Genomic DNA, 21,855 nt, shown 5'->3' with positions numbered 1-21,855 from the left:
ATGGACGATCAATCTTTAAAACAGCAGGCTTTGTATTATCACGAATTTCCAACACCGGGGAAAATCAGCGTTACACCAAGCAAACAATTGGTCAACCAACACGATTTAGCCCTCGCATACTCGCCTGGTGTCGCTGCACCTTGTTTAGAAATTGAACGCGACCCATCTACTGCTGCACTTTACACAGCGCGCGGTAATCTTGTTGCAGTAGTCAGTAACGGTACAGCCGTACTTGGCTTAGGTAACATCGGTCCATTGGCGTCTAAACCTGTAATGGAAGGTAAAGGCGTACTATTCAAAAAATTCGCTGGTGTCGATGTATTTGACATCGAAATTGCTGAAAACGATCCAGACAAAATCGTAGATATCGTTGCAGCTTTAGAACCAACTTTTGGTGGTATCAACCTTGAAGACATCAAGGCCCCAGAATGTTTCTACATCGAGCAAAAACTTCGTGAACGCATGAACATTCCTGTGTTCCATGACGACCAACACGGTACTTCAATCATCGTTGGTTCTGCATTGTTAAATGCCTTACAACTCAACGGCAAAAAAATTGAAGAAATCAAAATTATTGCTTCAGGTGCTGGTGCTGCTGCACTTTCATGTTTAAATCTACTTTGTGCTTTAGGTGCAAAGAAAGAAAACATTATTGTTGCGGACTCACGCGGCCTACTGACCACTAAACGTGAAGGTTTGGACGAATCTAAACAAGCATATGTACAAGACATTGAAGGCACTCAACTTGCCGATGTCATGGAAGGTGCTGACATGTTCTTGGGCCTTTCTGCTGCTGGCATTTTGACCAAAGAAATGGTTAAAGTGATGGCCAAAGATCCAATCATCTTTGCCCTTGCCAATCCAGATCCAGAAATTTTGCCTGAACACGCACACGAAGCGCGCTCAGATGTAATTATGGCAACAGGTCGCTCAGATTATCCAAACCAAGTAAACAACGCACTTTGCTTCCCTTATATTTTCCGTGGTGCACTCGATGTTGGTGCTACGACAATTAATGAAGAGATGAAGATCGCTTGTGTGCATGCTATTGCACGTATGGCACACGTTGAAGCAGATGCTGCATCTTATGGTGAAAAATCTGCCTCATTTGGTCGTGATTACTTAATCCCTCGCCCACTTGATCAACGCTTAATTCTTGAAATTGCGCCTGCCATTGCACAAGCAGCTATGGATTCAGGTGTTGCTACACGCCCAATCCAAGATTTCTCTGCATATCGTCAACGTTTGTCTGAGTTTGTATATAACTCTGCATTTATGATGAAACCGATTTTTGCACAAGCGAAAACGGATCCTAAACGTATTGCATACGCTGAAGGTGAAGATCTACGTGTACTTCGTGCAGTGCAAATTGCTGTAGATGAAGGTTTAGCAAAACCTATTTTGGTTGGTCGCCCTGCTGTTATTGAAGCAAACATCAAGAAACTAGGTTTACGTCTTGAAGATGGTGTGAACATCACTATCGTTGACCAAGAGAAAAACCCAGACTATGACAAGTTTGCTGATGACTACTATAAAATCATGCAACGCAAAGGGGTTACACCTGAATATGCGCAGCGTGAAGCTCGTCGTCGTTCGACTTTAATTGCTTCTATGTTGGTTCGTCATGGCATTGCTGATGGTATGCTTTGTGGTACGTACTCAAGCTACGATATCCATTTAGACTTCGTAAGTAATGTAATTGGTTTAAAAGAAGGTCGTAATAACTTCTTTACGCTAAATGCACTGATGCTTGAAGATCGTAACTTGTTTATTGCGGATACCTACATCAACCGTAATCCAACCGCTGAACAATTAGCTGAAATGACTATTTTGGCTGCAGAAGAAGTGCGTCGTTTTGGTATTACTCCACGTGTCGCGTTACTTTCTCACTCAAGTTTTGGTTCTGATCAAACAGACCCAAGTGCGCAAAAAATGCGTAAGGTGTTCGACATTTTGTCAGAAATTGCACCGGAGCTTGAAGTTGAAGGTGAAATGCATGGTGATGCAGCCCTGGATGAAAATATTCGTCAATTTGCATTCCCGAATTCACGTTTCAAAGGTTCTGCAAACTTATTAATTATGCCGAACCTTGATGCAGCGAACATTTCATTTAACTTGTTGAAATCAACATCAGGTAGCAATGTAACGATTGGTCCAATTCTACTTGGTGCTGCTAAACCTGTTCATATTTTAACTCCGACAGCAACAACACGTCGTTTGGTGAATATGACAGCATTAACCGTTGCAGAGATTCAAGAAAACGAAAAAATTAGCCCTCTAATTTAAGTTTAATGGATCACACTTTGTGACTTGAGAAAACCTCTGTTCTGTAGCATGATGGCGATAAGAATAGAGGTTTTTTCATGCAAGTTTATTTAGTAGGCGGTGCAGTTCGAGATCACTTGCTCGGGCACCCCTATCACGAAAAAGATTATGTCGTTGTCGGTGCAACGCCGGAACAATTACTTGCTCAAGGTTATCAACCTGTGGGTAAAGATTTCCCTGTTTTTCTTCATCCAGAGACCAAAGACGAATATGCGCTCGCTCGAACAGAGCGGAAATCGGGTCATGGTTATCACGGTTTTGAGTTTTATACAGACGTCAATGTTAGCCTTGAACAAGACCTCATTCGTCGTGATCTCACGATCAATGCCATTGCTATGGATGATGCAGGTCAGATTTATGATCCCTACCATGGTCAACAAGATTTAGAGCGACGCATCCTTCGCCATGTGTCTGATGCCTTCGTCGAAGATCCTTTGCGAGTTCTGCGGATTGCACGTTTTGCGGCACGTTATAAAGCTTTAGGTTTTAAAGTGGCTGATGAAACACTGGAACTGATGCAAGAGCTTGCTCAATCTGGTGAGCTTGAAGCCCTCACACCTGAACGCGTATGGAAGGAAACCTCTCGTGCGTTAATGGAAGACCACGCAGATGAATATTTTGAAGTTCTGCGTGCATGCGGCGCATTAAAAGTACTATTCCCAGAAATTGATGCGTTATACGGTATTCCACAACGTCCTGAATATCATCCTGAAATTGATTGTGGTATTCATACCATGATGTCATTGCAGCAGGCTTGCCGTGCCAATTATTCTTTGGATGTTCGTTTTGCTGTACTGGTACACGACTTGGGCAAAGCACTCACTCCAGTGGATGAGTTACCGCGCCATATCATGCATGAAGAACGTGGTGTTAAACCGGTGACCGAAGTGTGTGATCGTATGCGTGTTCCCACCAATACCAAACAATTGGCAATTTCTGTTTGTAAAGAGCATCTCAAGTGTCATCAAGCACTGACATTAAAACCTGGTACCTTATGGCGTCTGTTACAACGCATGGATGTATTACGTCGACCTGAACGTGTGGAAGCTTTTGTTCAAGCCTGTGAATGCGATTCACGTGGTCGTTTGGGACTTGAAGATCGAGCTTATCCGCAAGCACAGTATGTGCTCGATGCAATGAATGTCGTACGGAGTATTAAAGCAGCAGATTTACCACCTGACATATCAGGCCCTGATATTGGTGAAATACTGATTGAACGACGTATTCAAGCTATTGCCGCACTTAAAACGAATCAATATACAATGGACGTATAAATTGATTTAAAAAAAGCACCCTCAGGTGCTTTTTTTAAATGTCGTCTAATAACAACGCTGTTATGAAATATCCGCTGGGAACGTGATGACCTTGTCTAAGCGCAATTGTTCAGTTGCTGTCATTAACAATCGATCTATACCCAGTGCAATGCCCGCACACTCTGACATGTGGGGCAACGCCGCAAGCAAATATTCATCAATTGGCATGATATGTAAACCAAGCTTTTCACGTTCAGCATTATCGGCTTCAAAACGACTGCGCAAAACATCAGCATCGATTAACTCGTCATAAGCATTGGCAAGTTCTAAACCTTCTATATACAACTCAAATCGCGCTGCAACTAACTCCCCATCGTCATCAACACGTGTTTTCGCAAGTGATGCCATTTCGGGTGGGAAATCTGTTAAGAATAATGGGGTATCAAAGCCTAGACTTGGTTCAACGAAATGTGAGAACAATAGATCAATATAACCAAGACGTTCATCACCTAAATCCAAACTCAAGCCAACACGACGGCAGCAATCTTTTAATTCTTGTACAGTCGCCTGTAATGGGTTCAAGTCCAAACGATCCATAAAAGCATGCTTATAACTTAAGATTGTTGGACGTACTTCACCAAAACGCTGTTTTAGCACAACATTGAGTAAGTCAGCCACTTCAAACATTAAGTCTTTTAAACTAAATCCTGGACGATACCATTCCAACATAGTGAATTCGCTATTGTGCTTACGCCCATGCTCATCGTCACGAAATACTTTACAGATTTGGTAAATTGGACCACTCCCACTGGCTAGCAGGCGCTTCATGGCGAATTCAGGTGATGTTTGCAAATAATGTATTTGAGCACAGCTCTGTACGTGACGCTGTGCTTGTACTGAGGCCAAGTGAACATCAGTCACACCAGCTTGTGACAACACCGGTGTTTCGACTTCGAGTACATCACGTTCTGCAAAAAACTGACGAATTTGTGCATACATTTTGGCACGTGCACGTAATGCATTAACATCACAGGTCGGCTGATAACGGACTTCACTCATGCAGCTGGACCTCCATGTGCCGCCCACTCTCGGCGTAAAGGATAGGTTTTACGTAAATAATCAAAGGCTTTTTGATCAACTTTACCGTCTTTTAAGCATGCACGCAGATTCGCATCATCACGCGCAATATCATAAAGTTGATGTAAATAAATTTTAAGCGTTTGTTTTAGATCATGTTGCGCAAAATATTGTTCGCATGCAGGTAACTGCGTTTCAAAAGCTTTATCACTCTGATACGCAAAGGTTTGGCAAAATGCCTCATAAATCATTTGCGTACCACGGGCTTTTCCTTCCAAGCTATAACCTGCGATATGCGGCGTCACCAAAGTAATAAGATTAAGTAACGTTTCTGAAATTTCAGGCTCATGTTCAAATACGTCTAATACCACTTTACGCCCAGTACTTTGAATATCAGCAATTAAAGCAGCTTCTTCAACCACTGAGCCACGTGCAGAATTAATCAAAATAGCTGATGGCTTCATGGTAGCGAAGGCTTCAGAATTGATGAGATGATAGGTCGGATGCGCGCCAGTTTTGGTTAAAGGTACATGCGTCGAAATTGCATCGGCCTGAGCCAGTAATTCTTCCAATTCAACTTGTTGTACATGATCTCGTTGAACAAATGGATCATAGCCAATCACATTCCAGCCCAATAGTTGCGCCATTGTTGCTAAACGCGAACCAACATTACCTAACCCAATGATGCCTAAAGTAAATTGTTCATTTGCATTTAACAATTCAGGTTTGACGTACAGCAACGCAGTAATCACATATTCAGCAACCGCTTGTGCATTACAACCTGCTGCATTCGACCATGTAATACCTTGCTGTTCTAACGCAGGAATATCTAGATGATCAGTTCCAATCGTTGCACTACCAACAAATTTCAACGCAGTCTTGTCGATTAAGGCTGCATTGACCTTCGTCACTGAGCGCACTAAAAGCGCTTCTGCATCTACAACATCATGTTGCATTAAGTTACGTCCTGCAACTTGCTGAATTTCACCGAATTGTGCAAAAAAGTAATCTGTAAATGCAAGATTTTCATCTGCAACGATTTTCATAAGTCATTCCAAAATTTCACTGCATGAATAATAGCGCGTTACATAGATGCTGACTATGTACCGATATACCTATGTATTGAAATCAGCCAAATGAGTAAACACGGATGACCAAATAGGTCGGTTTACACTTTATTGGCAATAATCGGTTTGTTGATCTTCAATTTGGGATAAAGCGGCTTGCCATGCTGCTTGAATAATGGGTTCAGCCATTGGACTCTCAAATTGCTGAACGGTATATTCACAAATAGTTGTTTTCGGAAAATGTAAATTACCACCACTCATTGCTTTAACCTGTATTTGACAAGCACGTTCTAAAAAATATATTTCGTGAAATGCTCGGGCAATATGATTTCCTGTCGCTAATAATCCATGATTTCTTAAAATCATACAGCGATAATGCCCCATGTCAGCCACGAGACGATCACGTTCTTCTAATGAAAATGCAATCCCTTCATATTCATGATAAGCAATGTTGTTATAAAACTTTAAGGCATGTTGCGATAAAGGGAGTAAGCCCTGTTCTTGCGCTGAAACCGCAATGCCATCCGCTGTATGCGTATGGATCACACAATTGATGTCTGCTCTTGCATGATGCAAGGCCGAATGAATGACAAAACCAGCCACGTTCACCATTTTCCCTTCATCAAAACGTTCAACAATTTTGCCATCATGATCAATTTTAACGAGATCGGATGCTTTCATTTTTTCAAAGGTGACGCCATAACGATTGATTAAAAAATGCGCTGGTTCATGGGGTAAACGTAAACTAATATGTGTATCAATTAAATCGGTCATTTTATAATAAGCAATTAACCGATACAAAGCTGCCAATTGACAACGTGCTTGCCACTCTTGTTCATCCATATAATCAGGCTTAGCCATTTTTTAAATCCTTTTTTCGCTTTCTAATCAATTATTTTGTCTGCATTATTGTTAGCAATTTTTTAGTCAATCAACAAGTACATTGTCTTTTTAATTTATTAACTGAATCAATTTCAATATAAAATTTTAGGCAATAAAAAAACCCCAATCAATGATTGGGGTTTTTTGAAATTGGCGGAAGCGGTGTCCGTCAAACTAAACCACTATCTATATGTTTTATATTATATATCTTTAATTATATTTTTTTCTTACTACAATTCTTACTACACAAATTTTGTTACATTTAGTCTGAATTTTAGGATATGACTTATACCGTTTATCGGCATATTAATCGTGTCCAATAGCAAAGATAAGACAAATAAAGAATATAAAATATTGAATTATTTAAAAATTAAAAACAAACAATGGATTTTTCGCAGACTCCCCTTACCCAATCTGATGTAAAAGCCTATTGACTCATTTTTTAACCACTGATAGCGTATTTATTACACAGCAAAATCTGTGTTCAGGCGTGGAAACCTGATACGATCTAGGTGCAATTTAATGTCGCACTTGCGGCTATTTTTTTGCTTACTGTTTGATGCAGTCCTTTATGGCAGCATGGCAGGGCAACCTCGTGTTGGCTGATCCTAGATTCAGTATTTCCACCCCTGTCTGTTGCCACCTCAGCTCTGTGGAAATGAGTTGTGGTGGTGTATATCCCAATCTAGGAGTGCATCATTATGCAAAATCAAATTTCAGCAAAGCGCATCGTCACGCAGTTGATTCAAAACGTTGCCAAGAAAATCCCAACTGAGGATCTGCAACGTCTTACAGATCTTTATGTTCTCATTGATCGTTTAGAAGACCGTGCTCAACACATTGATGGTGAGTCTGCCCACGCAACCGGGCATACACATGTAGCCACGCATTATCCTGAAATGTGGGCAAAACGTACTAAGCTACGCCCTAAGCTTACAACTATGCATTCTTCTTTTAATGGAGACTAAATCTCTTACAGACTTGAAAAGCAATTTCATATCATTTGAAGATTTTAGAGTTCTCATAACACCTACTCTATGAAAGGAAGCGGATTTATTTAATCCGCTTACCTCTTTGATCAATGATCATTTCACCATCCTCTTTGGTAAAAGCTCCTAATTGAGGCGCAGACAAAATATCTAAAACGAGTTCAGATGGTCTACATAGTTTTACGCCTAACTCAGTCACTACAAATGGACGATTAATTAAAATTGGATACTCAAGCATAAAATTAATGAGCTGTTCATTTGTCCAGTGCTGCTGATCCAACTTGAGCGTTTCAAAGGGTTCTACATTTTTGCGAATAGCTTCACGTACAGAAATCCCTGCGTTTTCAATTAAATTAATGAGTTCGATCTTACTCGGAGGGGTATTAAGGTATTCAATAATTTCAGGTTCTTCTCCTGTATTTCGAATGAGAGCTAATGTATTTCTTGATGTTCCGCAAGCTGGGTTGTGATAGATCTTAACTTTCGATGACATTGGATTAACTCAGAACTTAATAATATTGCATTTATATATGGATATGCATATATTCGCAATAGCATATATTGGAGTGTGGATTATGGATCAAGCAGATTTCTTTAAATGCCTATCTGACTCGACACGTCTAGATATTTTAAAAATTATTTTAGCAAGACAAAATGTATGTGTTTGTGAAATCACAGAGATATTACAACTGAGCCAACCTAAGATTTCTCGTCATCTGGCTTTACTTCGTAATCTCTCAATTTTGTTAGATGAGCGTAAGGGGCAATGGGTGTATTACCGATTAAATCCTGATTTACCAGAATGGGTAAATGCAGTGCTCAATGTCTTAAATGATGAAGTACTGAATAAATCTGCAAGCAACTTATCTATCTCTATGCAATGCGAGTAATTCAATGTCCGGATCAAAGCTCTCATTCTTAGATCGAAATCTAACGCTATGGATTTTCATTGCCATGGCATTAGGAGTAAGTATTGGTGTATTTTCTCCTCAAGCATCTGTGGTACTCGATCAGTTAAGCATTAATTCAGTGAATATCCCTATCGCAATAGGGCTTATTTTGATGATGTATCCACCACTTGCCAAAGTAGACTATGCGACTTTGCCTAAAGTCTTTGAGGACAAGCGAACCCTTACATTATCTCTCGTTCAAAACTGGCTAATAGCACCTTGCTTAATGTTTGGTTTGGCAATCATTTTTTTGCACTCCTATCCTGAATATATGACTGGTCTCATTCTGATTGGTTTGGCCAGATGTATTGCTATGGTCTTGGTTTGGAATGGCTTGGCATGTGGTGACAATCAGTATGTCGCTGCCTTAGTCGCGTTTAACAGTATCTTCCAGATCTTATTCTTTAGTACTTATGCCTGGTTATTCTTAACCTTCTTACCACCATTCTTTGGGGTAGAAGCACAAATCATTAATGTGAGCTTTTGGACAATTACCTATGCTGTTCTTATTTATCTAGGTATTCCGTTCTTACTTGGATTTTTAACTCGGTTGATTTTAGTCAAACAGAAGGGGGTGGATTGGTATCAATCTAGATTTATCCCAAAGATTAGCCCAATCAGCCTTATTGCGCTTTTATTCACGATTATAGCCATGTTTAGCCTTAAAGGTGGTGAAGTGGTTAGCCTTCCTCTAGATGTACTTAGGATCGCTATTCCTTTGACAATTTACTTTGTTGCGATGTTCTTCATCAGCTTCTTTATGAGTAAGTGGATGGGTAACGATTATCCTAAAACAACTGCTATTTCCTTTACTGCGGCAGGCAACAATTTTGAATTAGCACTTGCTGTAGCGATTGCCACTTTTGGATTAGCTTCACCTGTGGCTTTCACAACAGTGATTGGACCGCTTGTTGAAGTGCCTGTATTGATTACCTTAGTGACAGTTTCGCTATGGCTGAGAAAAAAAGTTTTTAAAGAGGCATGAAGCTAATGAACTTACCAAATATTGATCTTAGTCTTTTGGAAAAACCGACTTTAGAAAAAGTTCAGGCAAAGAACCTTGAACATCCTCCAAGAATACTGCTTCTGTATGGCTCAAATCGTGATCGATCATATAGCCGTTTAGCTATTCAGGAAGCTGGTCGAATTCTTGAATATTTTGGTGCGGAAGTGAAGATTTTCCATCCTAAAGGGCTACCTCTCCCTGAGGATGGGGATATGGAACACCCTAAAGTTAAAGAACTGCATGAACTTTTAGCATGGTCTGAAGGAATGGTTTGGTGCTCTCCTGAACGCCATGGCGCGATGAGTTCAATTTTAAAAGCTCAAATTGATTGGATTCCATTAGCAGCAGGTGCAATCCGTGCAACGCAAGGTAAAACTTTAGCGGTGATGCAAGTCTGTGGCGGTTCACAGTCGTTTAATGCTGTAAATCAATTACGTATTTTAGGGCGTTGGATGCGTATGATTACGATACCCAATCAGTCTTCAGTGCCTAAAGCATTTCTTGAGTTTGAAGAAGATGGTCGTATGAAACCTTCCTCTTATTACAATAGGATTGTGGATGTGATGGAAGAGCTCTATAAATTTACGCTTTTAACCAGAGGACAATCAGCATATCTAACTGACCGTTACTCTGAACGTGTAGAGAGTGCGGAAGAGCTTTCAAAACGTGTGAATCAGAAGAGTATTTAAATTTCCGAAAAAGCTTAGTCAGCATAGGCTAGGCTTTTTATGATTCCCCATACTATCAAAACACTCCTTTTTATAGTTCTAAATCCCGTAAGTTCTTTCTCTTCGGTTCTGGTGTTTTAGGTACGATTTGCATGTCTTGTTTACGCTCAGTTTGCTCATCAGACTTCTTGTGGTTATAAGGTTCTAGATAACACCGAAGTTCATTCATACAATCTTTCATATCAAGCCTTGAAGCATCATTCGCATTGATCAAAGGTGAATTTTCTTCTTTCAGGTGTGGTCGAGGATGGTTGAGATCAATCATCTGCATGTAATGATCCATTGTGTTTAAAAAACCCAAGATATTCGGATCATCTTTTCTAAATAGATGAATATTTTGAATGAGTTTTTCCGTACACAGTCTAAACTCTCGAGCAAATTTTAGTTTTTCTTCTGTTGGATAGCGATTTCCTTTTTTGTTTTCATCGATCAAGAAACGGATATGATCTGTGATTTGATCATCTACCCTTTCCGCATAGACCCTCATCATGGTGAAGTCTTGGTCAGGATGTTGTTGCACGATGTTATTGATGAAATGACTCAAGCGGTATTTAGGAAAAATACGTTGTATCGACCAATCTAGCGCTGTTGATATAAATTGATGAGCTTGCTTAAATCGTTGCTCATATTCATGACTTCTTTCAGCACATTGTCTAGCTCTTTTTCGATGCTTTTCTCGGGATACTGCAAACTTACCCAATTGATCGAATTTAGTGTCTCTAAACAACTCGAGTAACTGCTGAGCTTTGCCTCGATATAGCTCTGACACTGCATTTGAAACTGTTCTGATTGGAGATAGGTATTCAGAGACTCTTTCAACAACGGCACCAAGATATTGGATAAATCTGTTTGATTTGGTACGTCGATGTTGTTGGATAAATAATTCTGATACTGCTGGATCTGCTGATCCTTGTGCTGTAGCTCGCTGTTCAATTGTTCGATCAATTGTTGCAATTTGTCTTGATAAGCTTGCTGCAATGCGATGGTATTGTTGGCTTCTTTGATCTCGTCCTTCATCTCTTGCAAGTAACTGCTCAAAGCTTGATTTTCTTGTTGTAACAACTGAAGTTGTTGCTGAGTCAGGTTTTGTAACTCGGTATGGAATTCGGGCATTTAGATACCTCTTATGCTGTTGTAAATTAAAATGAGACTGTTGCTGAAAGTCAGTATCAGCAATAGCACTAAAATAATAGTAGGTGTTTTGGTGATGTTTTGCTGAATTTCCTCTATGGTGTTGAGATCGGGTTTCATCCTGAGTTGTTGGCTGATCTCTTTGAATCGTATGTCGCTCGACATCGAGGAATTCAAAACCAATTTTTTGATTTTCTCTATCGTCTCTAAGATCTCCAAATGTGATTGTTGATGACCTTTCATCTGTAGAAGAATTTCCTCCATCTGATTGTTCTGCTGTTCGGACTCCTTCTCGAGATGGGTCTTGTAGCGTTGTATCTTTTTCAAATGTTCGCTCAACTGCATATACGATTCTCTGATCATCACCAATTGATGCTGATAGTGGTTCAGGATCTCGATATGTTCGTTCATTGTACTGCTGGCGTTTTGTTCGTACGTCTTGAATGCGTTGCTCAGCTTCTCGCAATGCTCGAGTCCGTTCTGCAAGCTTTGTTGAATCCTCATTTGATGGAGATCCAAGAGCGTCTCTTCTTCTTTGATCTTCAAGGTAATCTGAGAGGTAAAACTGTTCGTCATAATATGCAGCCTTTAATCTGTCTGTACCTGCCTCGGTACGAAGTGAAATATAGTTTTGTCCGACCCGTGTGATCGTGCCGATTTCAGAGAGGGCTTGTAGAACGGTAGGACGGTCATAGACCACGCCCTGCAACATACGGTGCTCAATAAATTGATTAATCAACTCAATGCGTGTTGCCTTAGGCTGTTCAATCAAATTGGCTCGTAAAGCAGCCGCATTCTGCTTAAGTGCATGGTGTTGGAGCTGTAAGCTTCTCGCTCGAATAGGATCATCAGGTCTTGCCCAGTCATATTTATGGTTGAAGTAATCTCGCAGTGGATCGAAGTAATGCCGATGCCCAGGCGGTGCAATATTGAGAGATTTCTCAGTGCTAAGTTCAAGACGAGGAATCAAGACATGGATATGTCTCGATCTGTTTTCCTCTTCATGCATCACAGCCGTCATGTGATACTGATGTGGCTTTAAGCCAGCAAAAGCATGCTGTTCAAATGCATCAAGTACCTCGTTGATTTCATCGATACCCACCTCATCTTCTGCAGCCCATGCAATCACCACGGATATATAGCGATACTTATGCGGTGAGCTTTGTGAAATGGCAGCAAAGGTCATCGGATCACCACGAAGTACTTCTACACCTGTACGTGGCAAATTAAGATGATCTTTATCATCCATCACATAGGCAGCAGCACGAAATGGATCACCTTTCCCATGCGGTAGAAACTTAATAATCATGCTTCTTCCCTTTGGGTGGTCACATAACGTAAAGCCTGTTCTTTCCGACGTTCAACCTGATATTCAGAGCGTATGATGATAGGTAAAGGATCTAGATGCCGATGGAGCAGTTGTTGAATATTTTCTAAGACAGCCAAGCATTGGATATATGAAAAATCCATCTTCTGTTTTTGTTGGCTCAGACAAAGTATATTCAAGGATTTGGCGATTTGATTGATGTTATTGCCGATCCGTCCTAGCTCTCTAAGAAAATCTGGATCAAGTTTGCAATAGGATGTAGCTACACGACTGACTTTTGTGGCTACGCTCTTAGCACGTACAACACTGTTTTGGAACTCAATTTCACGTGGGACATAGGGTTGACTCATTGCATATTCATGTGCGATGAGTATATGGATTAAGTCGGTAAAACTGATCCTTTTCCACTCAAGCAACTGTTCAAGCTGCTCAGCTTGTAGATCTAAAAATCTCAGTCTTTTGACAATATTTCGATTGCCTTGTTTCATTCTTCCACCTATTGTTATTTTTATTGTGGTGTCAGTAATGTGTTCATTGCGATTGTAGCCACAAGGTGCAGCGATTTACAGATCGCTTTGTAGCTACAAGACATTGAATCATTCTTTGTTCGTAGCCATAGAACGAGTCACTTTTCAGTGCATGGCTACAAATATCATTACTGAGTGCTGAATGAAACTTTAGCAAATTATTTTTTTTGGCAATCGTAAATGTGGAATTTTGGAGAAAAACATATAAATATTTTTTAGCGAAAAATTGAAGTAAAATAGGCCTACCTAGCCCACAAAGACCAGAGAAAAATGATAGTAATTATCATTTATAGAGTTAAATATTGCTAATAAAATATACAAATAGTTGAACTAAGTTGTTATTTGCTTAATATTAAATTACTATTTATAGGCTCTTTAGTTCTAGGACTTAACAGTCTAGTCGGGTGTATAGCCAGACTCAAACTTATTGATGTTATTGTGAATCAGAAGTTTTACTACTTCGCTCATATCTTCGCAAACTATTAAAACTTCTGCTCATTAGTAAAGAGTATAATTCAGGAAAGCTAAGCTTTCCTGAATTATTATTGGTTAGATTTAATATGAAAAATTTAAACCTATTGAAAAGTCTAGAAGAGAAATTTAATATTCCTCAACATAAGCTAGAAGAGTTTATTCAGAGCTCCCCTAGAAAATATAAAGTTTATCAAATCCCCAAGAGAAGCTCTGGAACTAGAACAATTGCGCAACCAACGCCTGAATTAAAAGAGTATCAGCGTTATTTAGTATCTATATTTTCTCCAATTTTACCAATCCATGAAACTGCTTTAGCGTATGTGAATGGAAAAAGTATCAAAGACAATGCTCTTATACATTGTAAAAATAGATACTTTTTAAAAATGGATTTCTCTAATTTTTTCAACTCTATCACTCCAAATATATTTTGGAAATGTTGGGAAGAAAGCCAGACCAAACTTAGTGATGTAGATAAAGAAATATTAACCAACTTAATATTTTGGAAACCCTCAAAATATCAAAAAAATCTTGTTTTAAGTATTGGAGCCCCAAGCTCACCATTAATATCAAATTTTTGTATGTATAAATTTGATATTACACTAAGCGAAATTTGCCGTAAAAAAAGTATTTCTTATACACGCTATGCTGATGATTTAACTTTTTCTACTGAATGTATAGATATTTTATTTGATTTTCCATTAATAGTTTCTGAAGTTTTAATAGATTTATATGATGGAAGTTTAGAAATAAATCATTTTAAAACAGCCTTTTCATCAAAAAAGCATAATAGGCACGTAACAGGAGTTACTATAACTAATGAAAGTAAAATTTCATTAGGCAGAAAAAAGAAAAGATATATTAAACATTTAATCCATAAATTTATTTTGGGCTCTATAGAAATTAATGAGCTCACATATTTGAAGGGGTATTTTAGTTTTATACACCATATCGAGCCTGATTTTTTATCTCGATTAAAATCTAAATATTCTGATGAAACTATTGATCTTATTAGATCTATGGAGCGCTAGATGCAAAATACTTTAATTCACTTAGTATCTAATACACATGATCAGCAATTTGATTCTGCATTCCAGTTATTTATGAATTACCATCAAGGTTTGAATAAATTTAATAAAAATGAAATTGAAGCTGAAAAATATTTTAATTTAGCTATTAAGCTATATGAAAAAGATTTATTTTTATCCAATATTGAAATTAGTAATTATAAAATAATCAAAAATTTAAAAATGAATTTTGATAAAGAGTTAACCATTATTATTGGAGATAATGGAGTTGGAAAAACCAGTATTTTAAATGCCATTAGAAAACACATTATGTGGATTGCAGCTAGTATTCGTAAAGATAATGCATCTGGTGGAACAATATCTTCAGACGAAATTAATAATAAATCTATTAATAATAGTAATGGAGCATATATTGATTGTACTTTTAACATAGGAAGTAAAAATACCGTTAAAGGAAGAATAGCCCGAGTAAAAGATACTTCAATCATCCCATTGAAAAGTGAATTGACTGATTACAGAGAGATAGGGCAAAAAATTAGAGATTTAAATGAATATAGAGATATTAATTTTCCTCTCTTTGCATTTTATGGCATTGATAGATTGTCGTCAAAAAAGAGTTTAAGTTCAGATTTAGTCTTTAATAAAGTTGATGGATATGAAGAATCATTAAATAAGGTTAGTAACTTTAATATTTTTTTAGAATGGTTAATTCAGATTTTAAAAATGTCAGAAGGTATTCTTTCTGAGCAGCAAGAATATCTATTACATGATCTTAAGGCGCTAGAGTTAGGAGGAGCTAACAATAGTTCTAGTCCTTTAAACTCTATGTATCTCAAATTAAAAAAATCTTTTGAAGACCAAACTTCAAATCAATTTAATCATAATACAAAGAAATTATTAGAAATAATAAACTCAGTATATCGGGAAATTTATCAAGATTTCATACGGTTAGAGCTAGTCAATAATGATGATGGAAAAGATAAAGTTAGAATGGTTCTAACAGACAATAGTTTGTTTTTGCATCAATTATCAGATGGTCAAAGAGTATTTCTTGGAATGATAGGAGATATAGCTCGTAGATTAATATTGTTAAATAATAGCTCTAATAACCCGTTAATGGGGAAAGGCATCATAATTATTGATGAGGTTGAGCTGCATTTACATCCTAAATGGCAACAAAAAATTATTGGGACTTTAAGAAAATGTTTTCCTAACATTCAATTTATAGTTTCCACACATTCTCCTCAAATTCTAGGTGAAGTAGAAAGTAAACATTTAAGAATTCTTACTATTCAAGAGTCTAGAGAAACTAAAGTACTTACTCCTGAACAGTCATATGGGTTAACCTCAAGCGAAATAGTAGAAGAATTAATGGGAGGGAAAAGGCGTAATCAAGATGTTAAAAAGAAAATAGACGGCATATTTAGACTTATTGATCAAGAAAACCTTGTAGAAGCTGAGCGTGAAATAGAAAGTCTTCAAACAGAATTAAATGGTGAAATTCCGGAGCTAGTAGAAGCTAAAAGCTTAATCCTTATGATGAAATAATACGATGTTAAATATTACTAGACCTCATGAGCCATCGAGTTTAACTCTTTATCGCCAACAATCTGATGCTGAATATGATGGACCTTTATTCACACCAGTTAAAAGTGATATACGAGAAGCGCTGGTAATTTCACAAGGGTATCTCTGTGCATATTGTATGCAACGTATATATAATGACCGATCAATAACTAAAATAGAGCATTGGCAATGTCAGGATATCTATCCTCAACGTCAACTTGATTTTACAAATATGTTTGCAGTATGCATTGGACAAACTCAAGATAAATTACATTGCGATTCATCTAAGGGCAATAAAGAACTAACAATTGATCCAGCTAGTAGGATTAAATTAGTTGAATCTTACATTAGATATACTAATTCTGGGGAAATCTATATTCAAGATAATGAATTATTAGACAATGAGTTAAATATTATTTTGGGGTTAAATCATAGTCGCATAAAAAGTAATAGGCAAGCTGTTTTAAGAGCGATTACAACTCAACTATCTAAGCACAAAGGAACAGTACCCAAAAGTGAATTACAGAGTTTATTGAGCAAATGGAGCAACGTAGATGCAGAGGGTAAAAAGATACCATATTGTGGAGTAGCTATATTTTATCTTAAAAATAAGATTTCAAAAGCTTCATAATTTTAGTTAAAAATTACTTTTTAAAGAAATGTAAAAAAACAAGTATTCATGCTTAGTTTTTTGTGCGATTCATCATGTTCCACAACATAGATTAGCTAAATTCAGCCAATTTTTAGTATAAATATCCTAAGAATATTGCCCATACTATTTGATAACTAATGTTTTGGGGTTCAGGGGGTCGCCCCTGACAAGCCCTGTTGCGTACCAAAAATCGATCCGTAGGATTAATTTTTGTAGCTACAGGTAGGCTTGCTTAATTAACTTCATTAATAACGTGCTTATACACGATTACTAACAGCTACTCCTCTAAAAAACAGTACGACATATTTTGTCGTATCTTCCTATGAGAGAGATTGACTAAAAAACATATATCTAGCAAAGTTATTTCAACATTAAAAATGAAAGCTAAATATATGAATTATCAACTACTTTTTCAAAAATTTGTACACTTATATCCAATTTCCAAAACTTTACGTTTTGAATTGATTCCACAGGGTGCAACGCAGAAATTTATTACAGAAAAACAAGTCTTGCTACAAGATGAAGTCAGAGCACGTAAATACCCTGAAATGAAACAGGCAATTGATGGCTACCATAAAGACTTTATCCAACGTGCACTCGGCAATATTGATAGCCAATCATTTGAACAGGCATTACAGACTTTTCAAGAATTATTTCTCCGTTCTCAAGCAGAAAGATCGACTGAAGCCTATAAAAAAGAATTCGAAACAACGCAAACGAAACTGAGAGAGTTAATCGTTAATAGTTTTGAGAAAGGCGAGTTTAAACAAGAATATAAATCTCTTTTCGATAAAAATTTAATCACCAATTTATTAAAGCCTTGGGTCGAAAAACAGAGCCAAACAGGTGACAACAACTACACCTATCATAATGACTTTAATAAATTTACTACCTACTTCTTAGGTTTCCATGATAATCGTAAAAACATTTATAGCAAGGAACCCCACAAAACTGCCCTTGCCTATCGTTTAATTCATGAAAATTTACCTAAATTTTTAGAAAACAATAAAATTTTACGCAAAATTCAAAATGATCACCCAGCATTATGGGAACAACTGCAAGCACTTCATCACACCATGCCACAACTGTTTAATGGTTGGGATCTTTCGCAATTGCTGCAAGTGTCATTCTTTAGCAATACCTTGACCCAAACAGGGATTGACCAATACAACACCATCATTGGTGGTATTTCTGAAGGTGAAAACCGTCAGAAGATTCAAGGTATTAATGAACTCATTAATTTATATAACCAAAAACAGGACAAGAAAAATCGTGTCGCAAAACTTAAACAACTCTATAAACAAATTTTAAGTGACCGTAGTACCCTATCTTTTTTACCACAACAATTTGCAGATGATGCTGAGCTGTATCATGCAATCAATATGTTCTACTTGGACCATTTACACTATCAAAGCATGGTCAATGGTCACTCTTATACGCTCTTAGAACGTGTCCAATTGCTCATCAATGAATTGGCCAACTATGATTTGAGTAAAGTCTATTTAGCACCGAATCAACTGAGTGCTGTTTCACATCAAATGTTTGGAGATTTTGGTTATATCAGTCGTGCATTGAGCTACTATTATATGCAAGTGATACAACCTGATTATGAGCTGTTATTAGCAAGTGCCAAAACAACCGCCAAAATTGAAGCAATCGAAAAATTAAAAACTGCATTTTTAGATGCCCCACACAGCCTAGTGGTGATTCAAGCTGCCATTGATAAGTATCTGCAATTACAACCAAGTAGCAAGCCACATACACAATTGACCGACTTTATTATTTCCTTGCTCAAACAATACGAAACTGTAGCGGATGATCAAAGCATTAAAATCATTAATATTTTTAGTGATATTAAAGGCAAATATAGCTGTATTAAAGGCCTAGTCAATACTGAGTCTACGTCTGAGTCGAAACGTGAAATATTACAAAATGAAAAACTGGCGACTGATATTAAAGCCTTTATGGATGCCATTAACAATGTCATAAAATTACTTAAACCATTTGCACTGAATGAAAAGCTGGCTGCAAGTGTAGAAAAAGACGCTCGTTTTTATAGTGATTTTGAAGAAATTTATCAGGCATTATTGGTATTTGTACCACTGTATAACAAAGTCCGCAATTACATTACGCAAAAACCGTATAGCACTGAAAAATTTAAACTGAATTTTAATAAACCCACTTTACTGAGTGGTTGGGATGCCAATAAAGAAGCCGATAATTTAAGTATTTTGCTTAGAAAAAATGGCAATTATTATTTGGCGATCATGGACACAGCCAAAGGCGCGAATAAAGCCTTTGAGCCAAAGGCACTAAATCAACTCAAAGTCGATGATACTACCGATTGCTATGAAAAAATGGTCTATAAGCTGTTGCCAGGACCAAATAAAATGTTCCCTAAAGTCTTCTTTTCGGAAAGTCGTAAAGCACAATTTAATCCACCACAACACATCATCGAATCATACAACAAAAAAGAGCATATTAGCAGTGAAGCCCATTTTGATCTTAAAAAATGCCATGCACTGATTGATTGGTTTAAACAATGTATTGAGTTACATGAAGATTGGAAGCACTTTAATTTTAAATTCTCACCGACGTCTCAATACAGCAACATCAGTGATTTTTATAAAGAAGTCAGCGAACAAAATTACAAAGTCCATTTCCAAGACATTCCTGCCGACTATATTGAGCAATTGGTGGCTGAAGGCAAACTGTATTTGTTCCAGATTTATAACAAGGACTTTTCACCACATGCCAAAGGCAAAGAAAATTTACATACTATGTATTTTAAAGCCTTATTTAGTGAGGAAAATTTAAAACAGCCTGTCTTTAAACTGAGTGGCGAAGCAGAAATGTTCTACCGCCCTGCCTCACTACAATTGGAAAACACCACTATTCATAAAGCGGGGGAAGCAATGGTGGCGAAGAATCCATTGACACCACATGCCACTCGTACTTTGGCTTATGACATTATCAAAGATCGACGTTTTACCACCGACAAATATTTGTTGCATATCCCGATTAGTTTAAATTTTCATGCACAAGAATCGATGAGTATTAAAAAGCATAATGACTTAGTCCGTCAGATGATTAAACATAATCATCAAGATCTGCATATCATTGGAATCGACCGTGGTGAAAAGCATCTACTCTATGTCAGTGTGATCGATTTAAAAGGCAACATTGTCTATCAAGAAAGCCTAAACAGTATTAAATCGGAAGCGCAAAATTTTGAAACGCCTTATCATCAACTATTACAACATCGTGAAGAAGGTCGTGCGCAAGCCCGTACTGCATGGGGAAAGATTGAGAATATTAAAGAACTCAAAGATGGCTATTTAAGTCAAGTGGTGCATCGTATTCAGCAGTTAATCTTAAAATACAATGCGATTGTGATGTTAGAAGACCTCAATTTTGGATTTAAACGTGGTCGTTTTAAAATTGAAAAACAAATTTACCAAAAATTTGAAAAAGCCCTGATTCATAAGCTCAATTATGTGGTTGATAAATCTACCCAAGCTGATGAACTTGGTGGCGTACGAAAAGCCTATCAATTGACCGCCCCATTTGAATCATTTGAAAAATTAGGTAAACAATCAGGGGTGTTATTTTATGTCCCTGCTTGGAACACCAGTAAAATTGATCCTGTCACTGGTTTTGTCGATTTGCTCAAACCAAAATATGAAAACCTAGACAAAGCCCAAGCCTTTTTTAAAACTTTTGCTAGCATCATTTTTAATGCCAAAAAAGACTATTTTGAATTTAAGGTCAATTTAAATCAGTTTGCAGGACTGAAAGCACAAGCGGCTCGAGCTGAATGGACAATTTGCTCCTATGGTCCTGAACGCCATGTGTATCAAAAGAAAAATGCCCAGCAGGGTGAAACAGTCATTGTAAACGTGACTGAAGAATTAAAAGCCCTGTTTGCAAAGAACAATATTGAAGTTGCAGAAGGTGTTGAACTGAAAGAAATGATTTGTGCCCAAACACAAGTCGACTTCTTTAAACGTTTGATATGGCTATTACAAGTATTGTTGGCACTGCGTTATAGCAGCAGTAAAGATAAACTCGATTATATCTTGTCGCCTGTTGCCAATGTACTAGGTGAGTTTTTTGATTCACGCCATGCATCGACACACTTACCACAAGATTCCGATGCCAACGGTGCATACCATATTGCTTTAAAAGGTCTATGGGTGATTGAACAACTCAAAACTGCTGCAAATACGGAGAAAGTAAATCTTGCCATTAGCAATGATGAGTGGCTACGCTTTGCGCAAGAAAAACTATATCTGACTTAAATCGTAATGCCCGAATAGTTTTTCTATTCGGGCTTTCTATTTCAGTATCGAGGAGCATACTGATGGAACACTTTATCAATATTAGTTTACTCAACGATTTTATTTTTTGCCCCTATTCCATTTACTTACACAATGCCTATATGGGCTTAGATGAAAAACAATATCACGATATCCCTCAAACTAAAGGAAAGCACGCACACCAAAGTATTGATCACGCTACACATAACACCAGTGCACATATTTTACTCGGTACAGAAGTCTATAGTGAGCGTTATGGCTTGACTGGCAAAATTGATATGTTTGACATTAAGAAAGGCAAACTTACAGAACGCAAAAGAACCATAAAAACCATTTACGACGGCTATAAATTACAACTCTATGCGCAATATTTTTGCCTCACTGAAATGGGCTATGAGGTCAAAAGTTTAAATTTTCATTCTTTAACGGATATAGGACTTACGCACTATTATTTATAGATTCTCTGTGGTAGCAGATGATTTTTATCGAGAATAAAGTCATCAATGAAGTTTTTGATAACTGGTCTAAATAATTTCTTCTGCCAACGATATACATTT

At 37.5% G+C, this 21,855-nt stretch carries 17 protein-coding genes and 1 pseudogene; 11 read left to right on the top strand and 7 right to left on the bottom strand.

The genetic code is table 11. The features are described 5' to 3' along the window. Together FTT84_RS11545 and FTT84_RS11540 are read left to right on the top strand one after the other, a co-directional pair. Window positions 1–2,286 carry an NADP-dependent malic enzyme gene (locus FTT84_RS11545; protein WP_180081215.1) on the top strand — a complete coding sequence of 762 codons (2,286 nt, stop codon included), beginning with the start codon at window positions 1–3 and terminating at the stop codon, window positions 2,284–2,286. A gap of 77 nt (window positions 2,287–2,363) precedes the next feature. Beyond that, window positions 2,364–3,599: a multifunctional CCA addition/repair protein gene (locus FTT84_RS11540; RefSeq protein ID WP_180081217.1), complete on the top strand. Its 1,236-nt coding sequence runs from the start codon at window positions 2,364–2,366 to the stop codon at window positions 3,597–3,599. 60 nt (window positions 3,600–3,659) lie between these two features. On the opposite strand, the gene epmA is transcribed toward FTT84_RS11540, so the two are convergent. From epmA to FTT84_RS11525, 3 genes are all read right to left on the bottom strand, one after another. Next, on the bottom strand, window positions 3,660–4,637 hold the full coding sequence (gene epmA / locus FTT84_RS11535) for an EF-P lysine aminoacylase EpmA (RefSeq protein ID WP_180081219.1): 978 nt from the start codon (window positions 4,635–4,637) through the stop codon (window positions 3,660–3,662). Further along, window positions 4,634–5,701: a 4-phosphoerythronate dehydrogenase gene (locus FTT84_RS11530; protein ID WP_180081221.1), complete on the bottom strand. Its 1,068-nt coding sequence runs from the start codon at window positions 5,699–5,701 to the stop codon at window positions 4,634–4,636. Before FTT84_RS11530 ends, epmA begins: the two co-directional genes overlap by 4 nt. 129 nt (window positions 5,702–5,830) lie before the next feature. Continuing rightward, the gene (locus FTT84_RS11525; RefSeq protein ID WP_180081223.1) at window positions 5,831–6,583 is read right to left on the bottom strand and encodes a class II aldolase/adducin family protein; all 753 of its coding nucleotides are present in this window, start codon (window positions 6,581–6,583) and stop codon (window positions 5,831–5,833) included. Window positions 6,584–7,305: 722 nt separating this feature from the next. On the opposite strand from FTT84_RS11525, the gene FTT84_RS11520 reads away from it, so the two are divergent. Beyond that, the gene (locus FTT84_RS11520) at window positions 7,306–7,572 is read left to right on the top strand and encodes a hypothetical protein (RefSeq protein ID WP_180075677.1); all 267 of its coding nucleotides are present in this window, start codon (window positions 7,306–7,308) and stop codon (window positions 7,570–7,572) included. An 85-nt stretch (window positions 7,573–7,657) separates the two neighbouring features. On the opposite strand, the gene arsC is transcribed toward FTT84_RS11520, so the two are convergent. Beyond that, window positions 7,658–8,086, bottom strand: a complete 429-nt coding sequence (arsC, locus tag FTT84_RS11515) for an arsenate reductase (glutaredoxin) (protein WP_180075676.1) — start codon at window positions 8,084–8,086, stop codon at window positions 7,658–7,660. Window positions 8,087–8,168: 82 nt separating this feature from the next. Between arsC and FTT84_RS11510 the strand changes: the two genes are divergently transcribed. The 3 genes from FTT84_RS11510 to arsH are packed head-to-tail and all read left to right on the top strand — an operon-like array spanning window position 8,169 to window position 10,238. Further along, on the top strand, window positions 8,169–8,483 hold the full coding sequence (locus FTT84_RS11510; protein ID WP_180075675.1) for a metalloregulator ArsR/SmtB family transcription factor: 315 nt from the start codon (window positions 8,169–8,171) through the stop codon (window positions 8,481–8,483). Window positions 8,484–8,487: 4 nt separating this feature from the next. After that, window positions 8,488–9,528 (top strand): ACR3 family arsenite efflux transporter, encoded by a 1,041-nt coding sequence (gene arsB / locus FTT84_RS11505; protein ID WP_180075674.1) that lies wholly within the window; start codon window positions 8,488–8,490, stop codon window positions 9,526–9,528. Between the two features lie 5 nt (window positions 9,529–9,533). After that, window positions 9,534–10,238, top strand: coding sequence for an arsenical resistance protein ArsH (gene arsH / locus FTT84_RS11500; RefSeq protein ID WP_180075673.1), 705 nt, complete (start codon window positions 9,534–9,536; stop codon window positions 10,236–10,238). Window positions 10,239–10,308: 70 nt separating this feature from the next. Here the strand turns inward: arsH and FTT84_RS11495 are convergent, their stop codons facing one another. Both FTT84_RS11495 and mobC read right to left on the bottom strand, forming a co-directional pair. Next, the gene (locus FTT84_RS11495) at window positions 10,309–12,717 is read right to left on the bottom strand and encodes a hypothetical protein (protein WP_180075672.1); all 2,409 of its coding nucleotides are present in this window, start codon (window positions 12,715–12,717) and stop codon (window positions 10,309–10,311) included. Beyond that, window positions 12,714–13,223: a plasmid mobilization relaxosome protein MobC gene (gene mobC / locus FTT84_RS11490; protein WP_180075671.1), complete on the bottom strand. Its 510-nt coding sequence runs from the start codon at window positions 13,221–13,223 to the stop codon at window positions 12,714–12,716. The genes FTT84_RS11495 and mobC overlap by 4 nt, the downstream gene beginning before the upstream one ends. Window positions 13,224–13,822: 599 nt before the next feature. On the opposite strand from mobC, the gene FTT84_RS11485 reads away from it, so the two are divergent. The 5 genes from FTT84_RS11485 to cas4 all read left to right on the top strand — a co-directional run bounded on the left by FTT84_RS11485 (window position 13,823) and on the right by cas4 (window position 21,756). Continuing rightward, window positions 13,823–14,764: a retron St85 family RNA-directed DNA polymerase gene (locus FTT84_RS11485; RefSeq protein WP_180081225.1), complete on the top strand. Its 942-nt coding sequence runs from the start codon at window positions 13,823–13,825 to the stop codon at window positions 14,762–14,764. Then, window positions 14,765–16,309, top strand: coding sequence for an AAA family ATPase (locus tag FTT84_RS11480; RefSeq protein ID WP_180081227.1), 1,545 nt, complete (start codon window positions 14,765–14,767; stop codon window positions 16,307–16,309). 4 nt (window positions 16,310–16,313) lie between these two features. Then, on the top strand, window positions 16,314–16,958 hold the full coding sequence (locus tag FTT84_RS11475; protein ID WP_180081229.1) for a TIGR02646 family protein: 645 nt from the start codon (window positions 16,314–16,316) through the stop codon (window positions 16,956–16,958). A gap of 413 nt (window positions 16,959–17,371) precedes the next feature. Further along, a complete protein-coding gene (cas12a, locus tag FTT84_RS11470) occupies window positions 17,372–21,280 on the top strand; it encodes a type V CRISPR-associated protein Cas12a/Cpf1 (RefSeq protein WP_180081231.1) in 3,909 nt (1,302 codons plus the stop codon). A 62-nt stretch (window positions 21,281–21,342) separates the two neighbouring features. Continuing rightward, window positions 21,343–21,756, top strand: coding sequence for a type V CRISPR-associated protein Cas4 (cas4, locus tag FTT84_RS11465; protein ID WP_180081233.1), 414 nt, complete (start codon window positions 21,343–21,345; stop codon window positions 21,754–21,756). Here cas4 and FTT84_RS11460 read toward each other — a convergent pair. After that, window positions 21,747–21,855, bottom strand: a pseudogene (locus FTT84_RS11460) (IS701 family transposase); the annotation flags it as partial. The gene cas4 and the pseudogene FTT84_RS11460 sit on opposite strands and share 10 nt — an antisense overlap.

Origin of the sequence: Acinetobacter sp. YH01019 (assembly GCF_013420285.1) — a bacterium.
Classification (GTDB): domain Bacteria; phylum Pseudomonadota; class Gammaproteobacteria; order Pseudomonadales; family Moraxellaceae; genus Acinetobacter; species Acinetobacter gandensis.
This window is presented reverse-complemented; position numbering and strand designations above follow the sequence as displayed.